At 40.5% G+C, this 22324-nt stretch carries 17 protein-coding genes, 1 tRNA gene and 1 pseudogene; 5 read left to right on the forward strand and 14 right to left on the reverse strand.

Annotated elements, in window-relative coordinates; genetic code table 11:
* Positions 1-680: 680 nt before the first annotated feature.
* Positions 681-1337 (forward strand): MATE family efflux transporter, encoded by a 657-nt coding sequence (locus VB073_RS02275; RefSeq protein ID WP_323402525.1) that lies wholly within the window; start codon positions 681-683, stop codon positions 1335-1337.
* Between the two features lie 51 nt (positions 1338-1388).
* On the opposite strand, the gene VB073_RS02280 is transcribed toward VB073_RS02275, so the two are convergent.
* From VB073_RS02280 to VB073_RS02290, 3 genes are all read right to left on the reverse strand, one after another.
* The gene (locus tag VB073_RS02280) at positions 1389-2198 is read right to left on the reverse strand and encodes a class I SAM-dependent methyltransferase (protein WP_323402526.1); all 810 of its coding nucleotides are present in this window, start codon (positions 2196-2198) and stop codon (positions 1389-1391) included.
* A 276-nt stretch (positions 2199-2474) separates the two neighbouring features.
* A complete protein-coding gene (locus tag VB073_RS02285) occupies positions 2475-2765 on the reverse strand; it encodes a hypothetical protein (protein WP_323402527.1) in 291 nt (96 codons plus the stop codon).
* 371 nt (positions 2766-3136) lie between these two features.
* Positions 3137-3844, reverse strand: a complete 708-nt coding sequence (locus tag VB073_RS02290; protein WP_323402528.1) for a DsbA family oxidoreductase — start codon at positions 3842-3844, stop codon at positions 3137-3139.
* Positions 3845-4123: 279 nt separating this feature from the next.
* Here VB073_RS02290 and VB073_RS02295 point away from each other — a divergent pair, with 279 nt between their 5' ends.
* The gene (locus tag VB073_RS02295; protein WP_323402529.1) at positions 4124-4480 is read left to right on the forward strand and encodes a helix-turn-helix domain-containing protein; all 357 of its coding nucleotides are present in this window, start codon (positions 4124-4126) and stop codon (positions 4478-4480) included.
* A 28-nt stretch (positions 4481-4508) separates the two neighbouring features.
* On the opposite strand, the gene VB073_RS02300 is transcribed toward VB073_RS02295, so the two are convergent.
* The 9 genes from VB073_RS02300 to VB073_RS02335 form a co-directional block, all read right to left on the reverse strand.
* Complete coding sequence (locus VB073_RS02300) at positions 4509-5867, reverse strand: MATE family efflux transporter (RefSeq protein ID WP_323402530.1); 1359 nt, start codon at positions 5865-5867, stop codon at positions 4509-4511.
* A gap of 86 nt (positions 5868-5953) precedes the next feature.
* The gene (locus VB073_RS17410; RefSeq protein ID WP_416349489.1) at positions 5954-6043 is read right to left on the reverse strand and encodes a cytidylate kinase family protein; all 90 of its coding nucleotides are present in this window, start codon (positions 6041-6043) and stop codon (positions 5954-5956) included.
* A gap of 10 nt (positions 6044-6053) precedes the next feature.
* On the reverse strand, positions 6054-6812 hold the full coding sequence (locus VB073_RS02305) for a LytTR family DNA-binding domain-containing protein (protein ID WP_323402531.1): 759 nt from the start codon (positions 6810-6812) through the stop codon (positions 6054-6056).
* Between the two features lie 148 nt (positions 6813-6960).
* Entirely contained in the window at positions 6961-8055 is a 1095-nt protein-coding gene (locus VB073_RS02310) for a sensor histidine kinase (RefSeq protein WP_323402532.1), read from the reverse strand.
* Positions 8056-8110: 55 nt separating this feature from the next.
* Entirely contained in the window at positions 8111-9316 is a 1206-nt protein-coding gene (locus VB073_RS02315; protein ID WP_323402533.1) for a multidrug effflux MFS transporter, read from the reverse strand.
* 40 nt (positions 9317-9356) lie between these two features.
* Positions 9357-9911: an NAD(P)H-dependent oxidoreductase gene (locus VB073_RS02320; RefSeq protein ID WP_323402534.1), complete on the reverse strand. Its 555-nt coding sequence runs from the start codon at positions 9909-9911 to the stop codon at positions 9357-9359.
* Between the two features lie 29 nt (positions 9912-9940).
* Positions 9941-11335, reverse strand: a complete 1395-nt coding sequence (locus VB073_RS02325; protein WP_323402535.1) for a TolC family protein — start codon at positions 11333-11335, stop codon at positions 9941-9943.
* Between the two features lie 3 nt (positions 11336-11338).
* Positions 11339-14488: an efflux RND transporter permease subunit gene (locus VB073_RS02330; protein ID WP_323402536.1), complete on the reverse strand. Its 3150-nt coding sequence runs from the start codon at positions 14486-14488 to the stop codon at positions 11339-11341.
* 2 nt (positions 14489-14490) lie between these two features.
* A complete protein-coding gene (locus VB073_RS02335) occupies positions 14491-15609 on the reverse strand; it encodes an efflux RND transporter periplasmic adaptor subunit (RefSeq protein WP_323402537.1) in 1119 nt (372 codons plus the stop codon).
* A gap of 362 nt (positions 15610-15971) precedes the next feature.
* On the opposite strand from VB073_RS02335, the gene VB073_RS02340 reads away from it, so the two are divergent.
* Positions 15972-16790, forward strand: a complete 819-nt coding sequence (locus VB073_RS02340) for an AraC family transcriptional regulator (RefSeq protein WP_323402538.1) — start codon at positions 15972-15974, stop codon at positions 16788-16790.
* Between the two features lie 319 nt (positions 16791-17109).
* Positions 17110-19563 (forward strand): TonB-dependent receptor, encoded by a 2454-nt coding sequence (locus VB073_RS02345; RefSeq protein ID WP_323402539.1) that lies wholly within the window; start codon positions 17110-17112, stop codon positions 19561-19563.
* A gap of 343 nt (positions 19564-19906) precedes the next feature.
* Here VB073_RS02345 and VB073_RS02350 read toward each other — a convergent pair.
* Both VB073_RS02350 and VB073_RS02355 read right to left on the reverse strand, forming a co-directional pair.
* A pseudogene (locus VB073_RS02350) lies at positions 19907-20230 on the reverse strand (antirestriction protein ArdA); the annotation flags it as partial.
* A gap of 619 nt (positions 20231-20849) precedes the next feature.
* A tRNA-Leu gene (locus tag VB073_RS02355) sits at positions 20850-20933 on the reverse strand.
* Positions 20934-21228: 295 nt separating this feature from the next.
* Here VB073_RS02355 and VB073_RS02360 point away from each other — a divergent pair.
* Complete coding sequence (locus VB073_RS02360) at positions 21229-22311, forward strand: mannose-1-phosphate guanylyltransferase (protein WP_323402540.1); 1083 nt, start codon at positions 21229-21231, stop codon at positions 22309-22311.
* Positions 22312-22324 lie beyond the last annotated feature (13 nt).

Consider the following 22324-nt stretch of genomic DNA (forward strand, 5'->3'; position numbering starts at 1 on the left):
GGATTTGCATAAGCAAACGGTAACGCCGATCCATGCTGAAATTTATGCAGCTTGCAAGGATGGATGAATAAAAACTTATGGTACTATACAGGCTATTGAAGATCCCAACATTGTTGAAAAATGGACTGAAGCTCCTAGCTTTTTCAATTTTGTTATAACAAGACATCTTTCTAAAAGTAGTATGATTGTGTGTAGTTTTAATTCTCTATCAATTGAGTATACTCCCGCAAAAAAAAGCTCCGCTTCCAGAGTTCATTGACAATTGGGAAAAGATTACAACACCTCTAAGAGAAGTGAGATATATAAATCAAATATAGGATGTTAATTTCCAACTAAACAGGAAATTTATGATAGGTTAAACACTAAAAAAGCTTCGACCATTTAAGAACTTCACACTTTCATGGTATGTAAGTATGGAGGCTGTCTCGCTGAGGCAGCCTCTTTCACGAAACACATCAAAAATTAATGATATGAAATCAGGATACTTAAGAATCGTATTAGGAGTAATAATTATTCTTTCTATTTTCTGTTTCACAACCATGCTATTGTTAATTTGGGAAATTGGATGGGTTACGGTTATTGCTTTGACCGTCGAAGCTTGTATGATTTTATATTATCTAATATTTCGTTCACGCACTATACATTTATACAAATTAAAACTGACAATAAAAAGTATCCGTTTGACAATTAGAAATATATGGTACCAGATAAAATTAGGCATATCAGGGTTATTGGGCGAAAGCGCAATAGGATTTATGATGATCGTCGGAAATCTGATTTTTATTCGTTATCTCGGAGAAGAAGGAATTGCAGCGTTTAGTGTGGCCTGTTATTGCTTCCCTATTATTTTTATGCTGAATGCTGCAATTTCCCAATCTGCACAGCCGATGATTAGTTTTAACCACGGAGTGAATAACAGGAGACGGGTGTATGATTCGTCGAAACTGGCCCTGGTGACAGCAGTTTTCAGCGGTTTGGCCATATCTACCATTATGATCTTGGAAGCTTCCTTGATCATCGGTTTATTCCTCAATTCCAACACTGGTCCTTTCGAGATCGCGATACACGGGATTCCTCTTTTTGCCATTGCCTACCCGTTCTTTGCTTTCAATGTTGTCGCCATAGGGAATTATCAAAGTGTTGAACGAGGTAACCGTGCGACTGTCTATACTATCCTGAGGGGCTTTATATTTATGCCATTCTTTTTCATCCTTTTGCCCCGTTTGTTCGGAACATCGGGGATTTGGCTGACTGTACCGTGCGCTGAAATACTTACAACATTAGTTATTATCTATTTCTATTATAAGAAAAAGACCACTGTGACACATCCTAATTGAAGATGGAACATGAATTTTCTATTAATCATACGTTGCATTATGTCTTTTTATCTATATTTTATTGATATAGAAATGTACCATCCAGGGTGACATCTTTTCTTTGATTGTTTTAAAATAACGGAAATACGAGAACGGATGCATCCTTTCGGGATAAGGGTCGATGAAAGACATTTTTTGTTTCAGTTCCAGGGCAGGGTGTATGCTCAACAATTTATGGCAGTCGGCAAGATTCAATCCCCATGGCATAGGCGGTGCTTTATAGTTTTTTGTAACGTACATGCCTTTCATGGTCTTTGCTGAATACCATTCGGGTATCATATCGAAAATAATTTCACTTCCCGAAAACTTGTTTGCTATTTGCTGGAGAAGCCTTTTGCTTTCGGTTTCGGTAAAATACATGATTACTCCGCCCAAAAGAAAAAACACAGGTCTCCCTTGAGGAATCTGTTCCATCCATGTAAAATCGAGAGCTGAACACGGAATTGTTTTTATTCTATCATTTGCAGGTAAAAAATGATTCCGCACATCAATTGCTTCGGGCACATCAATAGAAAACCAGTTCAACAAACCGTTATCCACCCGCCAGAACTGCGTATCAAGTCCTTCACCCAACGAAACAATCGTCCCTTCCCGATTTTCTTCGAGCCAAACTTTCAACGCGTCGTCAAATACCCGCGCGCGCAGCGGATGTCCCGCAGACGGTCTGCCGAAATTACGCGCATAGTCGTAATCTATACTGTTCAGCACTTTAAGTGAAAGCGGGTCGTCAATAAGCCTGTCTTTTCTTTTTTGTTCATAAGCACGGTTATACAGGGGCCAAAGCATTGTTTCGGGAACTCCTGTCAAGTTTATTTTATTCATATTTCCTTGATGATTTACAAATCTTCTTTCCCTTCTTTGAATGTTGTCTTTACGGAAACACTCTCCATCCCAAAAATACCGCCTCTGAACAGTACTCACAATCCCTTAAAATTGGGATTTTTTCAAGAAATGCTATCACTTATGGGGATAGGAAAGATTTATCAACAGTTGATAAAATTATTTTTTTCATCATCTACTATTATTGAGTGTTTATTTGTAAATATGATTCTATCAGGCTGTACGGCGTAAAGAATCTATAAATATAAGTTACACTAACTAAATATCCTTTTTACGTTTGTGTATCCCTATCAATAGATTTTCACTACTTATCGTGTTGAAAAAAACATACCCCATTTTTTGTAAATGGTGTTTTGTAAGTTCTTGCCTGAAACTAATTGTTCTAAATTCAAAGACTTTTTCAAGAATTTTTAAATGTCTCGATTGTTCCACCTTGGATACAATTCCAGTTCTAAAGAGTTCTGTAATATTAAAAACATCTTCTTCCGAGAGTTTCCATACTTGATCTTCAGTCAGTTTTTTTAATAGGCGTAAATATTCCAAATCCATAATTGATTCTGTAATATATTTATTGAAATAAAAAAGATTATGATTTCTTTAATATACGTTGGGATAGGTTTAAGAATAGATATGTAAAAAGGTAAGCCAATTACAATATGCCAAAATATATAGTTAACATGAATTGTATTTACCCATTACGATATGAAGGCACTAGGAAACAGGCTCTTTTTATAACTACAAAAATACTTCTTCATAAAAATGCTACTATTATTATAGTGGATGCAAATTTACGTACTTATTAATCCGGATAGCTTATACAAAATGAACTATCTCTGGTATTTTTCAGACAAATAGTAAAAGATTTTGAGAAAATTCGGGTAACCCGCTGAAACCAGGTTTGCATCGTTCATGGGCTTGCTTTATTCGCAAGCGCCATCTATTGAGCAGCTTTGTCCCCGTGTTACTTCTAATTTTGTTTCAGGATTTAATTTTCTCCATTCGGTAAATGATTTTCCTAATGTTTCCGAAAAGGCTTGCGGCGGTTGTGCTCCCGAAACAGCAAATTTTCTGTCGAACACGAAAAACGGAACTCCGCTAATGCCGAGGGTTCGGGCTTCCTGTATATCCTGATTTACCTGATAAGCATATTTATCATCGGTAAATGCTGTTTTAAGTTCGTTTTCATCCAAACCGATTTCTTTGCCTAATTGTGCCAGCGTTTCAATATCGGCTATATTTTTCGCTTCTGTGAAAAAAGCCCTGAAAAGTCTTTCTTCCATCTCTGTCCCTAATTTTTTTTCTTTGGCAAACTGTATGAACCGGTGCGCTTTGAAAGAGTTAACTATTTGAGATTTATCAAGATTGTACTCCAATCCCACTTCTTTCGCAGATTGGGTTACATTTGCCAACATTCCTGCAACCTGTCCGGGACTCATTCCCTTGCGTTTTACAAGATAATCCAGATAGCTCTCATCCGCTATTTCAGGTATGGACGGATCAAGCTGAAAACTTTTCCATACGATCTCGATATCGTCTTTATTGGCAAACTGCTCTAAAGCGGTTTCAAAATTCCGTTTGCCGATATAACAAAACGGGCACATCACGTCACTCCAAATTTCTATTTTCATTGTCATTTTAATTTTCGAATCTATTTGAATAAGTCCTTTTATCGGAAATGAACATAAACTTCTATTTGACGGTCTGTCTGTTACAACATTATTTTAACTAACCGTTATTGGTTTTGTTCATTTAAATGTTCACTTTTTATATGCTGTTAGTTTACAACAAAGATAGACTTATTTTAGTTACAAATAAATACCTGTTACCTTAAGGATGCTAATTACTAATAGGTAATCAGGTATGTAAAAGGAATTATTCTTGTAACTTTGCCGTTTAATTTGATTAAAATGAAAAAAGAAAAAGTAGAAATCAGTTTGGAGTGCAGGAACCATATTCGTGGCGTGAAAGATTGTATTGATTTGATAGGGGGCAAATGGAAAGCATTGATAATTGGTCATTTATTTTATATCGGTAAAATGCGTTTTATGGATATAAAAAGGCAGGTAGAGGGTATTGCTCCAAAAGTACTTTCTAAGGAATTGAAGGATCTGGAAATGAATAACATTGTAAAGCGTATTGTCAATGATACAATGCCTGTATCGGTTGAGTATGAACTTACGGACTTCGGAAGGAGTTTACATTCTGTCATACATATAATGGGTGAATGGGGAATAAAATACAGAAAGGATTTATTCGACGAATAAATCAAGAATACAGGTGGTAAATAAAAACTTATGATATACTCCCTGGAGATTCTTTCGGCCGGCGCCATTTTTTATCATGGACGACCAAAAGAATAACCGCGAGGATAGCCGTGAGCAATGAGGCGGAAGGCAAGTTGAGCCAAAGACCGTCCAACCCGAGCGGCTCAAGGGCAAAGAGCATCAGCATGGGGAAAATAAAGGCGATGGCAAGGGAGACGACGGTAGCATGGCCTGCTTTGCCGATAGCCGAAAAATAACTTTGTGCAACAATGGATACCCACCGGGTCAGATAGGCAAAGGCAAACAACGACAGAGCGTGTATGGCCAGGGTCATCAGCGCCGTATCCCCGGCTTGTACAAAGATACTGACGATAGGTTTATTCAATAAGAGCATGACTGCCGCCATGATGACTGACAGGATCCCGCAGATAGCAAAACACCTGCGCCTGATAGCCGCGATCCGGTCATGATTCTTTGCCCCGTAATTGTATCCGATGGCCGGTTGCAGCGAATCGCAAAAACCATAGAGGACAGGCTGCATGATACTGTCGGCGTACATCACCACGCCGTAGGCAGAGACCCCGATGGAGCCTCCCATGCGAAGCAGGAAGATATTGAAGAAAATAGCCGTGACGCGTCCTGATATATTATTGAGAAAGGTAGGGGCTCCGTTTGCCAGGATACTGACCAGCACCTTACGGTCGATCTGCGGCCTGACGAAACGTAGTTGCATTTTGCTGCGAAAGAACGGCGCCAGGGCAATGAGGGCGCAAACAAACATACTCAGGCAGGTGGCAAGGGCAGCACCCCAGATATCAAAACGAAAAACAAACAGGAATATAAACTCCAGTATGATACTCAAAACCGACATCAGGATATTGACCATCATGCTGTAGCGTACCTTCCCGCAGATACGCAGATAGTTGTCTACTGCAAAGAGGATGGTTGTAACCGGAGCAAAGCCGGCATAAATACGCAAATATTGCGATGCCATAATAACAAGCCGTTCTTCGGCGCCCATTAACCTTACAAAACTACCACCGAAGAAAAAAAGCAGGGCGCCCGCCCCCATTCCCGTTACAAGAATAAGTAGGCATGCACTTGAAAAAATATTGCTGGCCGACTTTTCGTCCTTTTCACCCAGTTTAATGGCAATCGGAACCGATGAGCCAACGCCGATCAGGTCGGCTATGGCGAAGTTGATAATCACGAAAGGCATCACCAGTTGCACCGCTGCAAAGGCGTCAGCTCCCAACAATTGCCCCACGAATATGCCATCGATAATGGTATAAAGCGACGACACGAGCATACTGATAATACCGGGAATAGTTACAATGGCAAACAGTTTGCTTATTGTGGTTTTCTCGAATAATGTCTTATTATCCATAAAATAATTGCAATATAGAATAAGAGGTGCCTTTTTCTTACGATGTAGAATGTGAGGCACCCTTTTCCCGGCAATCCATGATTGCTTTAAGCAACCCCGAGGATCTCTGCCATGCGCCTGCCAAGTTCACGTCCCCCGCTACCAAACTGACGGCTAATGGTAATAATTTTATTCATTGTATATTTTCTATTTATCCAACCATTTTTTTAAAAAACCTGCTTTTTCCCGGCTGACAATGATTTCTTGACTCTGATCCCTTTTCAAGATAACTTTTACCTTTCCATTATCACTGTTTTGCACCACCCCGATACTATTGATGTGTATAATAAACTGACGGTTGGCACGAAAAAATTCTTCGGGATCAAGTTCTTCGTTCAAATCTTCCATTGTTTGTTGTACCGCTTCTTTCCTACCCTCTTTTGTGACCAGATAAGTGATCTTGTTTTCCAAAAAGATATAGTCGATTTCTTCCACAGCGATCATTTTATAACCGTCATATTTGGGTAAAATAAAGCGTTTCCTGAAAACAGGCTTTTGTTCTTTGAACAGTTGCAATAATTGTTCTATTTCAGGATTCGTTTTTGCTTCTTCATTCCTTATTTTTACTTTATTGAGGGCCTGCAGCAGTTCCTCCCTTTCAATCGGTTTTAGCAGGTAATCTATGCTATTCACTTTAAAAGCCCTTATGGCGTACTCATCATAACTTGTAGTGAATATAACCGGACTTTTCACATCTGTCTGCTCAAAAATGTCAAAACTCAAACCATCAGCCAGGCGTATATCCATCAATACCACATCAATGTCTATTCCTCTGTTGAACCATTCCACACTTTCTCTGACGGTTTCAAGAATATCCACTACTTTAAAGTCGCCTGACAGTTCCGTCAGGATACGTTGTAACCTGGCAGCATTATGCTTCTCGTCTTCTATAATTAAAATTTTCATACGATTAAAATTATTATTTTCAAAGGTATCATATGATAATTGAGCGAAGCGAAATCGCCGACTTCCTACAGAAGTATTATCCGGGGGGCAACTCGCTTTTAATCATTTTTTTTGTGTGAGAACAATTATCATGCTCGTTTCATAACTATTACTCATTTGAATTAAACAGAGGTAAACTCACACAGAAACGATCCGCTGTTTCTGTTATTTGAGGCAATTTATAATCCGATAATATACGATACCGGTCTTGAATGTTTTGCAGCCCGATTCCGGTTGAAGAAGGGAAGATATTGCTTATCCGTTGCAGATTGTTGCTGACCGAGACACTTCCGTTATCCGATGTCACATGAATGACCAATGGCTTTTCTTTTGTCGCAATATTGTGTTTAATCGCATTTTCTATCAGCAATTGTACCGAAATTGGAGGAATACTTTGTTTCAGCACTTCATCAGCCAGTTCGATATTCAATTGCACATTATTATCATGACGGATATACATAAGATAGAAATAAGCACGGACAAATGCAATTTCTTCGCTTAACAGTACAAGATCTTTTTTCTGGTTCTGTATCATATAGCGATAAACCCGTGAAAGATTTCTCAGGAAAGAAGCGGCTAATTCCGTATCGTCGTTGATCAGTTCAGAGAGTGTGCTGAAATTGTTAAACATAAAATGAGGGTCAAGTTGAATCTTTAACGACTGTAATTCGGCCTGCATAGCAATTTCTTTTAGTTCCAACGACTTTATACGCAAATCGGCGGCTTCCGAAATAGACAGTTTCCATTTGTCCAGCAAGAACGTACTAATGTGAACGGCACTGACAAAAAGCGAAATAATAACAGTTAAAAGTACCGATTGCCTTATTTCCAGATATTGCCACTTGTCGAGGGTTATTTCTTCAAAAATCAATTCATAAAACAGGTGCTGCAACAAGAGAATAATCACAGTGGCAATAACCTGTAAAACGATCTGGGCCACAAACCGCCACAAAGGTAACCTTGTCCACAGGAAATAGTGTTCAAGTATATTGGTTATCAAAATGCTCGACTCGATTATCAGCCAGCAGATAACGAATGTAACCACGAGATCCAATAATAAGTTGGCAGTGCTGCCGTCTAACCAGTATCCCCAAAAGGAACTAAACGGGTTAAACAGATAATAAAGTAAATAATAAGCCACCAGAATGAGCAAAGTCAACCCTAATTTAGTATACCACTTATATTGTTTTTGTATCTTCTCCATTCTTACTACTATAACAATTTAACAGTAACAAATGTATCGGAATTATGTTGAAATTTCATTTTTCATTTAAACGTCTTTGAGGAATGAATGTAAATACCCACGATAACAAAGCGCAAAATAGTAAAGCTGAAGCCATCGGAAGGATCGAATGGTTTTGTAACAGTCCGATAAGAGCCGTGACTAAAAAAGTAATTGCCAACTGGGCAAATCCAAACAGGGCCGAAGCTGTTCCGCTATCATTATGAAATGGCTTTAATGCCAGATCCGTTGTAGTCGGAAAGAGAATTCCAAGTGTCAGAAGGAATAAAAATACCAGTACAAGAATATACCAAACCGGGAGATCCATCAACACTGCAGCAAACAATAATACTGTAGCAATAACCTGTACAATAATAGCACATTTGACAAGGAGTTGCAATTTAACATGTTTGTTCAGGACAGTAACTGAAAATGAAGCGATCATCATTCCAAGGGCATTGCCGCCGAATATCAGACTGTAAGTTACTCCGCTAAAACCGCCTTTTTCCATAATCAGGAAAGGAGAATTGGAAATATAGAGTATTATTCCGATATATGTCAAAGTTCCGATCAATGTATACGTAAGGAACTGCCTGTTACGAAAGACATGCAGGTAAGAGCCTAAAACGGTTCTCCCTTTGTATGCGGGGTTGATTGTTTTTTGACGTTTGGTTTTGGGATGCGTTTCGGGCAACAGGAATATAACCGACAGTAAAGAAATCACGCCCAGAATGGCCATGGCCGTAAAATTACTGTGCCAACTCCATTGTTTCAATAAAAGGGTCCCGATCATTGGAGCGACAATCGGGCCGACACCCATCACCAACGCCAACAAAGCGAAAATATTTGCAGTCCTGTTCCTGTCAAAATAGTCCGTTACTATTGCCCGGGCAATGACTACGCCAGCCGAACCACCGAACGCCTGCATAAAGCGGCAGATCCAAAGTTCTTCAATGGAATTTGTCCATAAGACATAAAGGGACGAGACAGTATAAATTACACTACCTGCAATGATGGGAAGTTTCCGCCCGACTCTGTCCGACAAAGAACCCCATAACAATTGTCCTACGGCAAATCCTGCTAAAAAAACGGAAATAGTGATCTGCACTTTTCCCATATTTGTTTTCAGATCTTCTTCTATTGCAGAAAATGCCGGGAGATACAAATCCATGCTTAACACCTCTATAGCTGTCAGCCAGGCAAGTATCAGGACTATAACAATCTCTTTTTTGGATAAACTCATAATCTCTTTGAGGTATATACCGGCTATTTTAAATGATCATTCAAAATAATTCTTCTACCTCTTGCAGGAAAGCTGCTCTATGGGCATTGTCTCCTGATGTTGTCCGCGGATTGTTCAACCAACGGAGGTTGGTTATTCCAACCGCCCCAAGTGTTTGGTTTATAAAAACATTTACTATCGAATTATTGAATTTTTCGGTCTCGCTTTGCGAAGTCGTTATTATTATTGTTTCTTTTTTCATTTTCAACAGCGGCGTCCATCCATTTTCATAATTGTGCGAAAAATTAACCAGAAATACTTTGTCAAAAAAGCCTTTGAGCATTGCGGGCATTGTCGCCCACCAGATAGGGAAGATAAATATGAGTTGTTCCGATTGGCGGATCATATCCTGGTATTTGCCTACCAGAGGGTCTGTAAACTCTCCCTTACGGTATAAAGCTAATTCACTTTCCGTAAAGTCACTCTTAAATTTATCTTTATACAAGTCTATCACTTGATATGGTTTATTACCGGAATCCAATTGAGCGATCACAGTGTCTAAAATCGCCTTGTTGAAACTTCCATGCCAGGGATGGCAGAAAATAATTGTTGTCATACTCTTTGAATTTATAATGTAGAAAATAGTCACTCCCAGCCACCGCCTAATGAATAGTATACCTCTACATTCGATAGGGCTTTGTTCGTGTATAATCTTGTTGTTTCCAGGCGGGCCTGTAAATAATTGGATTGAACCGATATTACATCTAAATAATTGGCCACACCTGCTTTGAACATTATATTGGCGGACCGTACCCCTTCTTCCAGTGCTTCTTCTCTTTTTAGCGCAAAAGTATACTGGTTTTCATTTTCCATCCTGTTTTGCAGCGCATCCGAGACTTGCGAATAGCCCTCCAGTACTTTCTGGCGGAAATTGACCACCGCTTTCTCCCTTTCAATTTTTGCTTGTTCGTAGTTGGCCTTCAACCTCCCCCGGTTGAAAACAGGTTGCACCAGTCCTCCGGCGACCGTTCCGAACAAGGAAGCAGGCGTCGAAAACCAATCGCTTGTCGTCAGGCTGTTCAATCCTCCGGTTAAAGAAATATTCAATGCCGGGAACATGGAGGCTTGTGCAATACCGACCCTGGCATTCGCGGCCCTCAATGCTAATTCTGCGGCCCTGATGTCGGGCCGTGCAATCAAGACCGAAGCAGGATAACCTTCCGGGGGTATCTTATGAAACTCATCTTCCTTATCCCAGCTTCGTTCAATATGGCCGGCATAATTGCCGCAAAGCAGGCTCAATGCGTTTTCCTGCGCAAAAATACTTTGTTCAATCTGGGAAATCAGCAGATTGTTTTGCTGTAATTGCGCTTCAATCTGTTTGATTCCCAATAAGTTTGCATCGTTAACCTCATATTGCAGGCGGACAATAAACAACGTGCTGTCTGTCAACTCCCTGCTCCTTACCGCAATATCCAGTTGTTCATCCAGCATCAATAAATTATAATATCCCTGTGCTATATCGAAGACTAATTTTGTCTGTACGGCTTTCCTCGCCTCCGATGTCTGCAAATAATTCGAGACAGCCTCTTCTTTACCGCGCCTTATTTTTCCCCATATATCGACATCCCAGGTTAATGCGGCGGATAGGTTATAGTCTTCGGAGCTTAACTCTTGTCCGGTTTGCCCGATAGCGCTGTTTTCGGATGCCCTGTTGTAAGTCCCGTTTAACCGGGCGTTAATTTCAGGGAAAAAGTCCAACTTAGCTGCTTTTAAACTCCATGCTGCCGACTCTATATTTTTTACGGCAACCAGCAAATCGCTGTTTCTTAAAAATGCCGTATCAAGCAATGCTAACAAGCCTATATTCCTGAAGAAGCCGTGGGGAGGGTGGATAACGGTATCTTTTTCCATTTCCACCAAGGCATTGTTCCTGAATGTGCCGGGTAAGTCCAGGTTGGGACGCTGATAGTTCTTCCCTATAGAACAGGAAAAAAATACTCCGGTAAGGAAGATATAAATAACATATTTGAGTTTCATCGATCAATCATTATTAGTTGCCAAAATTTTACCGCCGTGATGTTTACTTCCTGCAATTTTTTCATGCAATTGTCGGAATAAAATAAACAAAACAGGTATAAATATTAAACCAATCACGACTCCCACGAGCAGGCCAAAAATTGCCGTAAAACCGATGGAGTGGTTTCCTACGGCAGTCGGGCCGGACACAAATAACAGAGGGATCAGTCCTATAATTGAAGCTAAAGAAGTCATCAGGATCGGCCTGAACCTTTGTTTTGCCCCTTCGAATGCAGCCTGGGTAATTGACATGCCTTTTTTACGTGCCTGAAGGGCAAATTCAACAATCAGGATGGCATTTTTGGACAACAGCCCTATCAACATAATTAATCCGATTTGCACATAAATATTGTTGGATATACTTGCTAACCCTATTGCCGAATATACGCCCAACAAACCGGTAGGAACAGAAAAGATCACAGCCAGGGGGAGTATATAACTCTCATATTGGGCGGATAGTAATAAATAGACAAACAGGATACTAAGTGCCAAAACAAAAAGTATCTGGTTGGATGATTCCTTCTCTTCCTTACTCAATCCCGTCCATTCATACCCAAACCCGGTGGGTAGCGTTTTAGCAATTTCTTCCGCCGCATCCATCGATTGGCCGTTACTATAGCCGATCGCCGGAAGTATATTCACCGAGATACTGTTATACAAATTATAACGTCGTACGGATTCGGGACCATATACTTTCATTAATTTGACTAATGTACCGACGGGAATCATATCTCCCTGCGCACTTTTCACAAACACCTGGCTCAATGATTCTTCATCCATGCGGAATTGCCCTTCGGCCTTTATATTGACACGATAAAATTTCCCGAACCGGGTGAAATCGCTAGCCTGGCTACCGCCGTAAAATAACTGCAGGGTATTTAATACATCCCGTGGCGTCGTACCCAACTGATAGGTCTTGTCCTCATCTACCTCCACCTCAAATTGAGGGTAATCGGTTTTAAATGAAGTAAATGATACGGATATAGCCGGATCGGCATTCAATTTTGAAATAAGTTCCTGGGTTATCTGGCTGAACTGGTCTAATTCCCCTCCCAATTTATCCTGCACAATCATCTCAGAGCCGGTAACATTCCCAAATCCTTCAACGGGAGGCTGGCGGAACAGGAAAAGCTCGCCTATCCTCACAGGTTCCAACCGCCTGTACATGGCTTCAATTATCCTGTTCATATCCTTTATCTCTCCTCTTTCCTTAGGGGATTTCAGGCGTATGAAGCCTGTACCGTAAGAAGAACCTGAGTTACCGCTCAACATGCCGAATCCGGATACACTGGTTACGATATCTACTTCGGGCATCTCTTTTAAAACGCTGTCAATCCTCGTTATGACATCTGTTGTGTATTGCAGGTTTGTGCCGGAAGGAAGCGTTAAAGCATAGACCATGAAGCCGTCGTCTTCCCCGGGGATAAAGTCTTTAGGCGCCCTGTTCATCAACCAGAACGCTACCGCTATTATGGCGACAAGCGCCAGCATCATTCCGGTTTTATGTTTGGAGGTGAAGATTACCAGTGTACTGTATTTATTCCTTAATGCTTCAAAATTCACATTGAATACGCGAAAAATATTATCCTTTATTTTATAGTATCCGCTCCGTTCTACCTTGTTGCCTTTCAAAACCAATGCACTCATTGCCGGGCTTAACGTCAATGCATTAAAGGCAGAGATGATAATTGCCGCAAGCAGCGTAAAGGCGAATTGTTTATAAAAGACACCGGATGTTCCTCCCATGAATCCGATCGGCAAAAACACGGCAACCATAACCAAAGTGGTAGAGACAATCACTCCCGTAATTTCACGCATGGCCTCTTTGGTTGCGGTCTTGCCGTCCATTCCCCTTTCAACTTTACTATATACTGCTTCCACCACGACTATTGCGTCATCAACTACAATGACAACCGCAAGGATCAAAGCAAAAAGTGTCAGCACGTTGATGGAAAATCCGAATAAGAACAAGAAGAAAAAAGAACCGATGACCGATACGGGGATTGCAATAGTGGGGATCAGGGTAGAACGGAAATCCTGGAGGAAGACAAAGATAACCAAGACAACCAGTAAGAACGTTTCCAACAATGTCCTGATAAACTGGGAGGTTGCACTGTCCAACCGATCTTTGGTGCTTTGCATTATGTAATAGTCCATACCTTCGGGAAAATCTTTGCTCATTGTTGTCAACAAACCCCGTATTTCCGTTTCGATGGCATTCGCATTGGAGCCGCTTGTTTGTTGAATGGCAATGGTTGTCGCAGGCATCCCGTTTTCTTTATTATCGCTATCATAAAACGACGCTCCGAATTCGACCCGGGCAATATCCCTTACGCGAAGTGTAGCACCGTCTGAATTCGATTTGATCACAATTTTTTCAAATTGTTCCGCCGTGTTGAATTTCCCTTTATATTTAATGGTATATTGCATGGGGGCATTCGATTCCGCCCCTAACTTACCCGGGGAAGCTTCAAAACTGGCATTTTGTATTGCCGCCTCGACATCGCCTGGTGTAAGATTATTCACCGTTAATTTCTGAGGATTCAGCCAAACACGTATCGCGTAATTTTTCACACCGAAAACCATCACATTACCCACACCCTTTACCCTCTTTAAGGCGGGTATTATGTTTATCTGTGCATAGTTCTGAAGGAAAAGTTCATCATACTTCGTCTCATCATTACTTTTGAGGTTGAACATCATTATATTGCTGTTCTGACGCTTAACCGTAGTAATGCCGGCTTGCAATACTTCCGAAGGCATTTGGCTGTTTGCCTGCGCCACACGGTTCTGGACATTTACGGCTGCCTGGTCGGGATCTGTGCCGAGCTTGAATATAATTTCAATGGTAAAGCTACCGTCGCTTGATGCCGATGAGGAAATATAATCCATTCCTTCCACCCCGTTTATCGCTTCTTCCAAAGGTATGATAACCGAACGCGTTACGCTTTCACTGTTTCCTCCGGGATAAGAACCGAACACAAACACTGTCGGCGGCGCTACATCCGGGAATAACGAACTTGGAAGCCTGTTAAGCCCTAGAAGGCCCAATAGTATGATAATGATAGATGCAACTGTGGCAAGAACCGGTCTGTTTATTATTTTTTGTAACATGTTTAGTTCATCTTAGGGGTTATTACTTCTCCCTCTACAATTGTGCCGATTTCTTGAGAAACAATTTTATCGCCTTCTTTCAATCCTGTCCTCACAATATAATAATCGCCTTCTTTGCCTGCGATGTTCAACGGGATACGCTCTGCGCGATTGTCTTGGGTTAAACGGATTGCAAATATTTTGCCTTGCACATCCATAGTAGAAAGTACCGGGATAGCGAAAACATTATTTTCGATCCTCGGGACAATAATACGTCCCGTATTACCCGTACGCAAAAGCAAGCTAGGGTTGTCGAATGTCGCACGGATACTGATTGCCCCCGTATTGACATCAAACTCTCCGTTTATCATTTCTATCTTTCCGGGTTGAGGATATATGCTTCCGTCTGCCAAAACAAGTGTTACCTGCGACATGTTTTTAATTTTCTCTTCTATGGTTTTACCCTGGTACAACTGGTTAAAAGCCAGAAAATCCGTTTCACTCATTGAGAAATAGGCATATACCTGGCTGATGTCCGACAAAGTAGTCAAGGGTTGTACATCACCACGTGATACAAGATTCCCTATACGTTTGGGTATTCTCCCGATATAGCCGCTGACAGGCGATTTCACTAATGTGAAACCGAGATTTATCTTTGCGGTTTCCACCGCCGCTTTTTGTTGTTCAACATTGGCTAAAGCGCTTTCATATTGTGCCTGGGCTGTACGTAACTGGAAATCGGAAGTCACATTGCTACTGCTCAACAGGCTGTATTTTTCCACTTCCAGCCGGGCATTGCTTAAAGCTGCATTTGCCGCCCTCAGATTGGCTTCTGCCGTATTTAACTGTTCCAGATATGTACGGTCGTCTATTTTAAACAGATTTGCGCCAGCTTTTACAAAAGCGCCCTCTTCCACATAGATCTTGCTGATATACCCTTCTACCTGCGCGCGAATATCCACGTTTACTTTCCCTTCAATACGCGCGGGATAATCGGTGTTTATGATCATTGAATCCCGTTGAAGAGTAATAACCGGCAATTCCTTTGTCCCGGCATGCTCCTGATTTGCTTTGGGATTACAACTGTAAAACCCAACAAAAAGAAGCAATAATATGTTGTAAATTAGTTTCTTTAAGTTCATATTCTGTTAACTTTTGATTGTAAATATCTTAAAATTAAACCTATGGTTTTCTAACTTTTTCTCACTCAACTCTTTGTCCCGACACAAAACGTTTTACCAATAAACCGATAATCGAAAATTTTATCGATCTGAGAACCTCTTTTTTACGACGCAAAGTTAGTCCCAATAAAATTTTCAGGCCAAACCACCACAAAGGATTATTACTGAAACGGATAAATTGGGCATTGAAGTGTTGACAGGAGGTATCTGAATCGTCAAATCATAATAAGTGATAAATCTCAAATAAAATATCCCCATTTTTAGGTATTGACTTAAAAAAAAGTATCCTTTATATTTGTCGACCAAAATTCGCTTTTAATTTAATGAATGAAAATATAATTCCATTACATACATTCAGTAATGATGATTTTGTCCATATTTTAAGAATTGAAGATGCGGAAGAGTTTTATTTTGAATCTTTTCATCGCCATGATTTTTATCAAATCCTTCTATTTGACAATATCGCAGAAAACGGACAAATATTTATTGATACAAAGCAATTTCCAATTCTCGAAGAGAGGGTTTATATAATTTTACCGGGACAAATCCATTCAATGCGTCCTGCAAACAAAAAAGGATGGGGAATATCCCTTTCTAAAGATTTCTTCTTTTCAACAAGTACGCCTAAACTCCAAAGAGCGCCATTCGTTCCCATGAGTTCTTCCCTTAATTCAACCGTAATGCAGGCGATCAGTGGTTTGGTTCAATTGATTGTGAACGAATATCGGAATAAAAACCGATATCAATTAATGGATATATATTTGAAAGCATTCTTTTTCCAGGTATGTCCGTTTATGGTTATAAATGAATCGAAAAACGTAAATGATCTCCGCATCTTACAGTTACTCGACTTGATAGAGCAGCATTATGTCGAACATAAAGATTGTGCTTTTTATGCGGATTGTTTGTCTGTTTCAAAAAAAAGGGTAAATGAACTCACAAAAACTTCTGTGGGGAAAACAGTGAAGCAATTGCTGCAGGAACGGTTAGTTTCCGAAATCAAGAGGGAAATAATGTTCGGCCAATGTTCTTTAAAAGAAATCTCTTATCAATTAGGATTTAATGAGCCATCCTATTTTACACGGTTTTTTAAAAAACATACTTGTCTAACCCCTGAAGAATACAAATCGTCTAAAACATAAAAAGAGAATTATACCCAAAAGCATATAATATACATTTCTAAATGATTTAAATGATAATCCTGTCTTTAAAAAAATTCAGTGATTTAACCGAATAACAATCTATTGACTTTTGATATATTTTTTTTAAAATAAATATATTGTAAAACAAAGTAATAAGATAGCTGAGGATTCCCCCTTAATAAAAACACAGATATTGAACAAAACCCATTTTGTTAAAGTGAAGGTGTAAATAGTATAAGTAAACCATATTTTCTAACAGATACCTTTGTACTGTTTTTTTAATTCAAGTAAAATTTAAATTATGAGTAATAGAATAATTATGTGTTTATTTTTACTGTTAGTAAGCGGACATTTTTTCGCACAAGAAAGTGTGTCCAGTATTTCGGGAGCAGTAAAAGACATAGATAACCAGCCGGTTACCGGCGCAGTCGTCTTTTTAGACAAAATTGATCTCACCATAACAACAAAGCCTGACGGGACTTTTGCATTCAAATCCGTTCCCTATGGTGATTATACAATTACAGTATCTTCGCTTGGATACAAAAATAACAGCGTATCCGTTTCGGTTAGACAGAAAAAACCTGAATATGTGAATATTATACTTCAGTCGAAAACGATCTCCCTTCAGGAAGTAGAAGTGTTCGGTGTAAGGGGTAAACAACCCGAAGGACTTGAGTTTATCACCCGTATGCCTTTGCTGCCGAAGGAGCAGATTCAGACAATTTCCGTCATTTCCGACAAGTTGATCAAGCAGCAGGATAACCAGACACTGATCGAGGCAACCAGAAATGTTCCCGGGGTATATACCTATGCCACTTATGGGAATACGTCTCAAAGTATTTCATCAAGGGGTTTCAGGGGGATACCTATTTACAAAAACGGGGTGCGCCTGCATAGCGATCAACGGGGCTACGGATTTATAAACGACATGCAGAGCGTGGAAAGCATACAGGTGCTGAAGGGTTCCAGTGCCGTTACGATGGGAGCTGCCACCGACCTGGGAAGTCCCGGCGGTATTATCAATGTAGTATCCAAAACGCCTCATTTCGAAAATAAGGGGGAAGTAGCGTTCCGTATCGGTTCATTCGGGCAATACCGGCCTACTTTCGACGTCCAGCAAGTACTTAACAGGAATACGGCCATAAGGGTGAACGGCGGTTATGACAATTCGAGAGACTACCGCAGGATTCAGAATATAGGGATTGAGAAATTCTTCATCAATCCGTCCCTGGCATGGCAACCGGACAGTAAAACGTCTATCATACTGGAATTGGACTATCTGGATGACAGCCGGACAGCCGATGTAGGTACGGTGAACCTGGATCCGACCAATGAAACCAACCGCATATACGAGATGCCAAAGGATAAATTCCTTGGATTTGACACGGACCGGCAATTTGTGAAAACATTGAGTTACGGAGTAAGGATCAAACGCGATTTGACGGATAAATTATATTTGAGGGCTGCTTTTGTCACGAATAAACTGGATGTTTCGGGAGTAGCCAGCCAATTGAGTCCGGTGCGGGATCATCCCGACAACAGAGATACAAATAACATCTTCGCGCGCGCCATCGGAAGTTCGGGTGAACGAACCGAAAAAAACAATACAATCCAGTTAGACCTGATCGGCAAAGATCTGGCGACAGGCGCACTGAAACACACATTCATGATCGGTATGGATTACAGCCGGTTGAACATGAGTGCCAAAAGCGCTCCCAGACGGGGGCCGGGAGCGTCAATCGCCATCGATACGATCGATATACGGAAACCGGTATCAAATAAACTGGCATTACCAGGGCGGACAAGCCCTAATTTTACCCTTGACCTCCTCTCCAACCGTACGACAAGAAACTTCGGCATCATCGTGCAGGATGTGATCAGCCTTACCGATTGGGCCAAAATTTACGGTGCATTGCGCCTTACGCGGGTGGAAAGCACAAGTGAAGCAACAACCGGCGCCAATGATTACCGCTCAACTTTCATAAACCCGTTAGCCGGATTCATGATTTCCGCCACACGCAATATCAATATTTTCGGGTCATACACGAATAATACACATTCGGCCTGGAAATTTGGGCGGAACGGTTTGGACAAGGATGGAAACGAATTGGACGACGAGCACAGCAACCAGTTCGAAGTAGGTATCAAATCGGAATGGTTCGACCACCGTTTGCGTTTTAACGTTACCGGATACCTGATCAATAATAAAAACATGATCATGCAGGCCGTCGAACGGAATCCCGAAACTGGCTTCCTCGAATACAAAGACTATAACATCCAGGGAGGTAACGATGAACGAAAAGGCATAGAAGTCGAATTGTCAGGACGGATATTGGAAAACCTGGAGATAATAACCGGTTATGCTTATATTGATGCGAAATACAAAGAAAGTACTACTTTCGTCGAAAATTCGTCACCTAACAATACTCCAAAACATACATTCAATGCATGGGCGAATTATATTGTCGACTCAGGGTCACTGAAGGGATTGAGTATCGGCGCAGGGGTTTATCACTTAGGAAAACGGCCCTATAATGATTGGACAAAAGAAGGCTCAGATTTTCACGATATCCAACCGATGTTGAAACCCTGGTATAACAAAGCATATACTATTGTAAACGCCCAATTGGCTTATCCGGTTAAAGACAAATGGAATTTACAACTTCTGTTCAACAATATATTCGATGCAAAAGGATATGATGCTTACAGGACGGTCAATATTGACCGGATTACCCCATTCAATTTTGCCGGTATTGTAACCTATAAATTCTGATAAACATTATTTATTACGTACAGATTTCTAAAGAAAGGGGCCGGTCATGTTTTATCATGATCGCTCCTTCGCTTATTTAAACTTTTATTTAGGAAACTCAGGTCGTATTCATATTAAATTCAAGAGTTATGGTGAGATTATTAATAGATCTTTTGAACCTTTTGATGGATTATATACCATTAATAACATCGGTAACCGTTTTTACCGTAATATCTGTTCTGTTATCCAAATCAATAAAGAAACACGCCGAAACCTATTATATCGTCTTCGGTATTCCTTTCTTTTTGTGTGTTATTGATTTTATCTTAACGGCATTCGGGATTCAATTTGTCGAACTTTATATGTCAGTGTCTATGTCGTAACCTCTGTCGTAAAGCCAAATATAAAAGGCTTCCTGTTCGTTTCCGTTCAAATATGAAACAGCTTCAATCACATCGAGAATGTGGTCAGAAATCCAACTTTCACCGATTAATCCTGACGGAATATTTTCCCAATCCTGAAACATATATTCGGCATCCGTTTCGTCGCCATGTAATTCCTGGCAAGTTTCGTAAAATTCTTCTTTATCGGAATAATCCGAAAGATCTAACCACTTCCCGGAAAGGGAACCGTTGTTATATTTGGAGTAAGTACCTACATAAACCAATGCTTCTGATAAATTTTCCATAATCTGACTTTTTTTGCCAGCACTTCCGCCGGTTATTTAATTTTTTAAGGGCTTTTCGCTGCAGGGAATAGGGTAGTCAAGTTTTCCCCCAATAAAATACGCTCGCCCGGATAAACTGGTAAGGGAAATAGGAAGATTTTCTTTCAAACGCAAAGCACTTGACCTTGGATGGTTTCAACAGAAATTACCTTTGCACACGAAAAAATCAAAATGTACCCCGACTTCAGTACGCTTTGATAAAAAGGGAAGAAATTATGGAAATTCGATTCGGCTTTCCGTTTGTTTTAAACAAAATGGAACGGAGAGGAATGGAGCTTTAAAACAAACGATATGCCGTGACCAGAATAAAAACAAAGATGGTTGGTAAAAATTGTTCGAACTTGTTCGCAATTCTGCCATCGGTCTTTGGATAAATCGTATTGAGTTTTCTTGTAATTAACATCACGATTGCTTCAATTTTGTGGGAAAATTTTATTTTCGAGTGGCTAAAAGACGGCAGATTAGTTAAAAAAAATAATTCTGAGACCTTTTATTTTTGCAGATGTGGGGAAAATATGGGGAAATTTTCAAAAGAAAAGCCCTAACTGATTAGTTTTCAGTTAGAGCTTGAATTGACGAGTACCCAGAGCCGGGATCGAACCGGCATGGAAGTGAATCCACTGGTGTTTGAGACCAGCGCGTCTACCAATTCCGCCATCTGGGCATTTCCAAAAAGTGAATGCAAAAGTACATATATTTTTGGTATTTTAAAATAAGTTGCCATTCTTTTTTGCGGAATTTGTGCAGTTCTGCACTTTTTCTCTCTAAGGTGATGAAGATGGGGATGTTTCCGATCACTTTCGATGCTGTTTCAGTTTTGTTTTGTATCTTTAAGGACGAAATTGCGGGGATCATAAACAAATTGTTGAGAAGGGATGTTATTTAACTAATAAGCACTTCTAAAATGGCAGGTATGAACCAACTTGAATTTTATTTAATATACATATATAATCTTAGTAATGAGAAACAATCATAATTATTGCGTCATCATGAGCGGTGGAGTAGGAAGCCGCTTCTGGCCCTTCAGTAAGGAGGGAAAACCCAAACAGTTTCTTGATTTCTTTGGGACGGGACGGTCGTTATTGCAGAGCACTTTCGACCGGTTTAAACAGATCGTTCCGGTAGAGAACATATACATTGTGACTAACGATGCATATGCTGAAATGACAAAGAGGCAGTTGCCCGAACTGAAAGATAAACAGCTACTGCTGGAGCCGATCAGGCGAAATACCGCTCCTGCCATTGCTTATGCTTCTTTCAGGATAAATGCGATCGACCCGGATGCTAATATAGTCGTGGCTCCTTCGGATCACCTGATCGTGAATACGGATGAGTTCGTGGCGGATATTCAGAAGGGTTTGGATTTTGTGAACAGAAATCCAGTCTTATTGACGCTGGGAATTAAACCGAGTCGCCCCGAAACAGGCTATGGTTATATTCAGGTGAGTGAGGAGGAGACAAACGGGATTCACAAAGTAAAGGCGTTTACTGAAAAACCCAATCTGGAACTGGCCCGGAAATTTGTCGATAGTGGCGAGTTCGTGTGGAATTCCGGTATCTTCCTATGGAATGTCAATACCATTTTGGATGCTTTCAGGAAGTATCTTCCGGATATCAACCAGAAATTCAGCGAGGGAAAAGATCTGTTCAACACGCCCGAAGAGAAAAAATTCGTCGATGCCAGTTTTCCGTTCTGTCCCAATATTTCCATCGATTACGGTATCCTGGAAAAAGCGGATAACGTCTATGTGAATATCTCCAATTTCGGATGGAGCGATTTGGGAGCCTGGGGCGCCCTACATGAAGTATCGGATAAGGATGGGGAAGATAATGCCAGTCTGCACTGCAAAACCCTGTTCGTGGAGAGTACCGATAATGTCGTTGCGATGAGTGAGGACAAACTGGTCGTCTTACAAGGCCTCGATGGTTATATAGTGGCTGAGTCGGATAATGTGTTGATGATCTGTAAGAAAAGCGAAGAACAGCGGATCAAACATTTCGTGACGGATGTGAAATTCCGTTACGGTGATGAATATGTTTAATCCGCATTTAGTA

Origin of the sequence: Proteiniphilum sp. (assembly GCF_034927365.1) — a bacterium.
In the GTDB taxonomy this organism is placed as follows: Bacteria; Bacteroidota; Bacteroidia; order Bacteroidales; family Dysgonomonadaceae; genus Proteiniphilum.

Coding starts and splice junctions, on each gene's coding strand:
- VB073_RS02280 (WP_323402526.1), bottom strand. CDS start 2,198: ATGAATAAAATAAACTTGACAGGAGTTCCCGAAACAATGCTTTGGCCC.
- VB073_RS02285 (WP_323402527.1), bottom strand. CDS start 2,765: ATGGATTTGGAATATTTACGCCTATTAAAAAAACTGACTGAAGATCAA.
- VB073_RS02290 (WP_323402528.1), bottom strand. CDS start 3,844: ATGAAAATAGAAATTTGGAGTGACGTGATGTGCCCGTTTTGTTATATC.
- VB073_RS02295 (WP_323402529.1), top strand. CDS start 4,124: ATGAAAAAAGAAAAAGTAGAAATCAGTTTGGAGTGCAGGAACCATATT.
- VB073_RS02300 (WP_323402530.1), bottom strand. CDS start 5,867: ATGGATAATAAGACATTATTCGAGAAAACCACAATAAGCAAACTGTTT.
- VB073_RS17410 (WP_416349489.1), bottom strand. CDS start 6,043: ATGAATAAAATTATTACCATTAGCCGTCAGTTTGGTAGCGGGGGACGT.
- VB073_RS02305 (WP_323402531.1), bottom strand. CDS start 6,812: ATGAAAATTTTAATTATAGAAGACGAGAAGCATAATGCTGCCAGGTTA.
- VB073_RS02310 (WP_323402532.1), bottom strand. CDS start 8,055: ATGGAGAAGATACAAAAACAATATAAGTGGTATACTAAATTAGGGTTG.
- VB073_RS02315 (WP_323402533.1), bottom strand. CDS start 9,316: ATGAGTTTATCCAAAAAAGAGATTGTTATAGTCCTGATACTTGCCTGG.
- VB073_RS02320 (WP_323402534.1), bottom strand. CDS start 9,911: ATGACAACAATTATTTTCTGCCATCCCTGGCATGGAAGTTTCAACAAG.
- VB073_RS02325 (WP_323402535.1), bottom strand. CDS start 11,335: ATGAAACTCAAATATGTTATTTATATCTTCCTTACCGGAGTATTTTTT.
- VB073_RS02330 (WP_323402536.1), bottom strand. CDS start 14,488: ATGTTACAAAAAATAATAAACAGACCGGTTCTTGCCACAGTTGCATCT.
- VB073_RS02335 (WP_323402537.1), bottom strand. CDS start 15,609: ATGAACTTAAAGAAACTAATTTACAACATATTATTGCTTCTTTTTGTT.
- VB073_RS02340 (WP_323402538.1), top strand. CDS start 15,972: ATGAATGAAAATATAATTCCATTACATACATTCAGTAATGATGATTTT.
- VB073_RS02345 (WP_323402539.1), top strand. CDS start 17,110: ATGTGTTTATTTTTACTGTTAGTAAGCGGACATTTTTTCGCACAAGAA.
- VB073_RS02360 (WP_323402540.1), top strand. CDS start 21,229: ATGAGAAACAATCATAATTATTGCGTCATCATGAGCGGTGGAGTAGGA.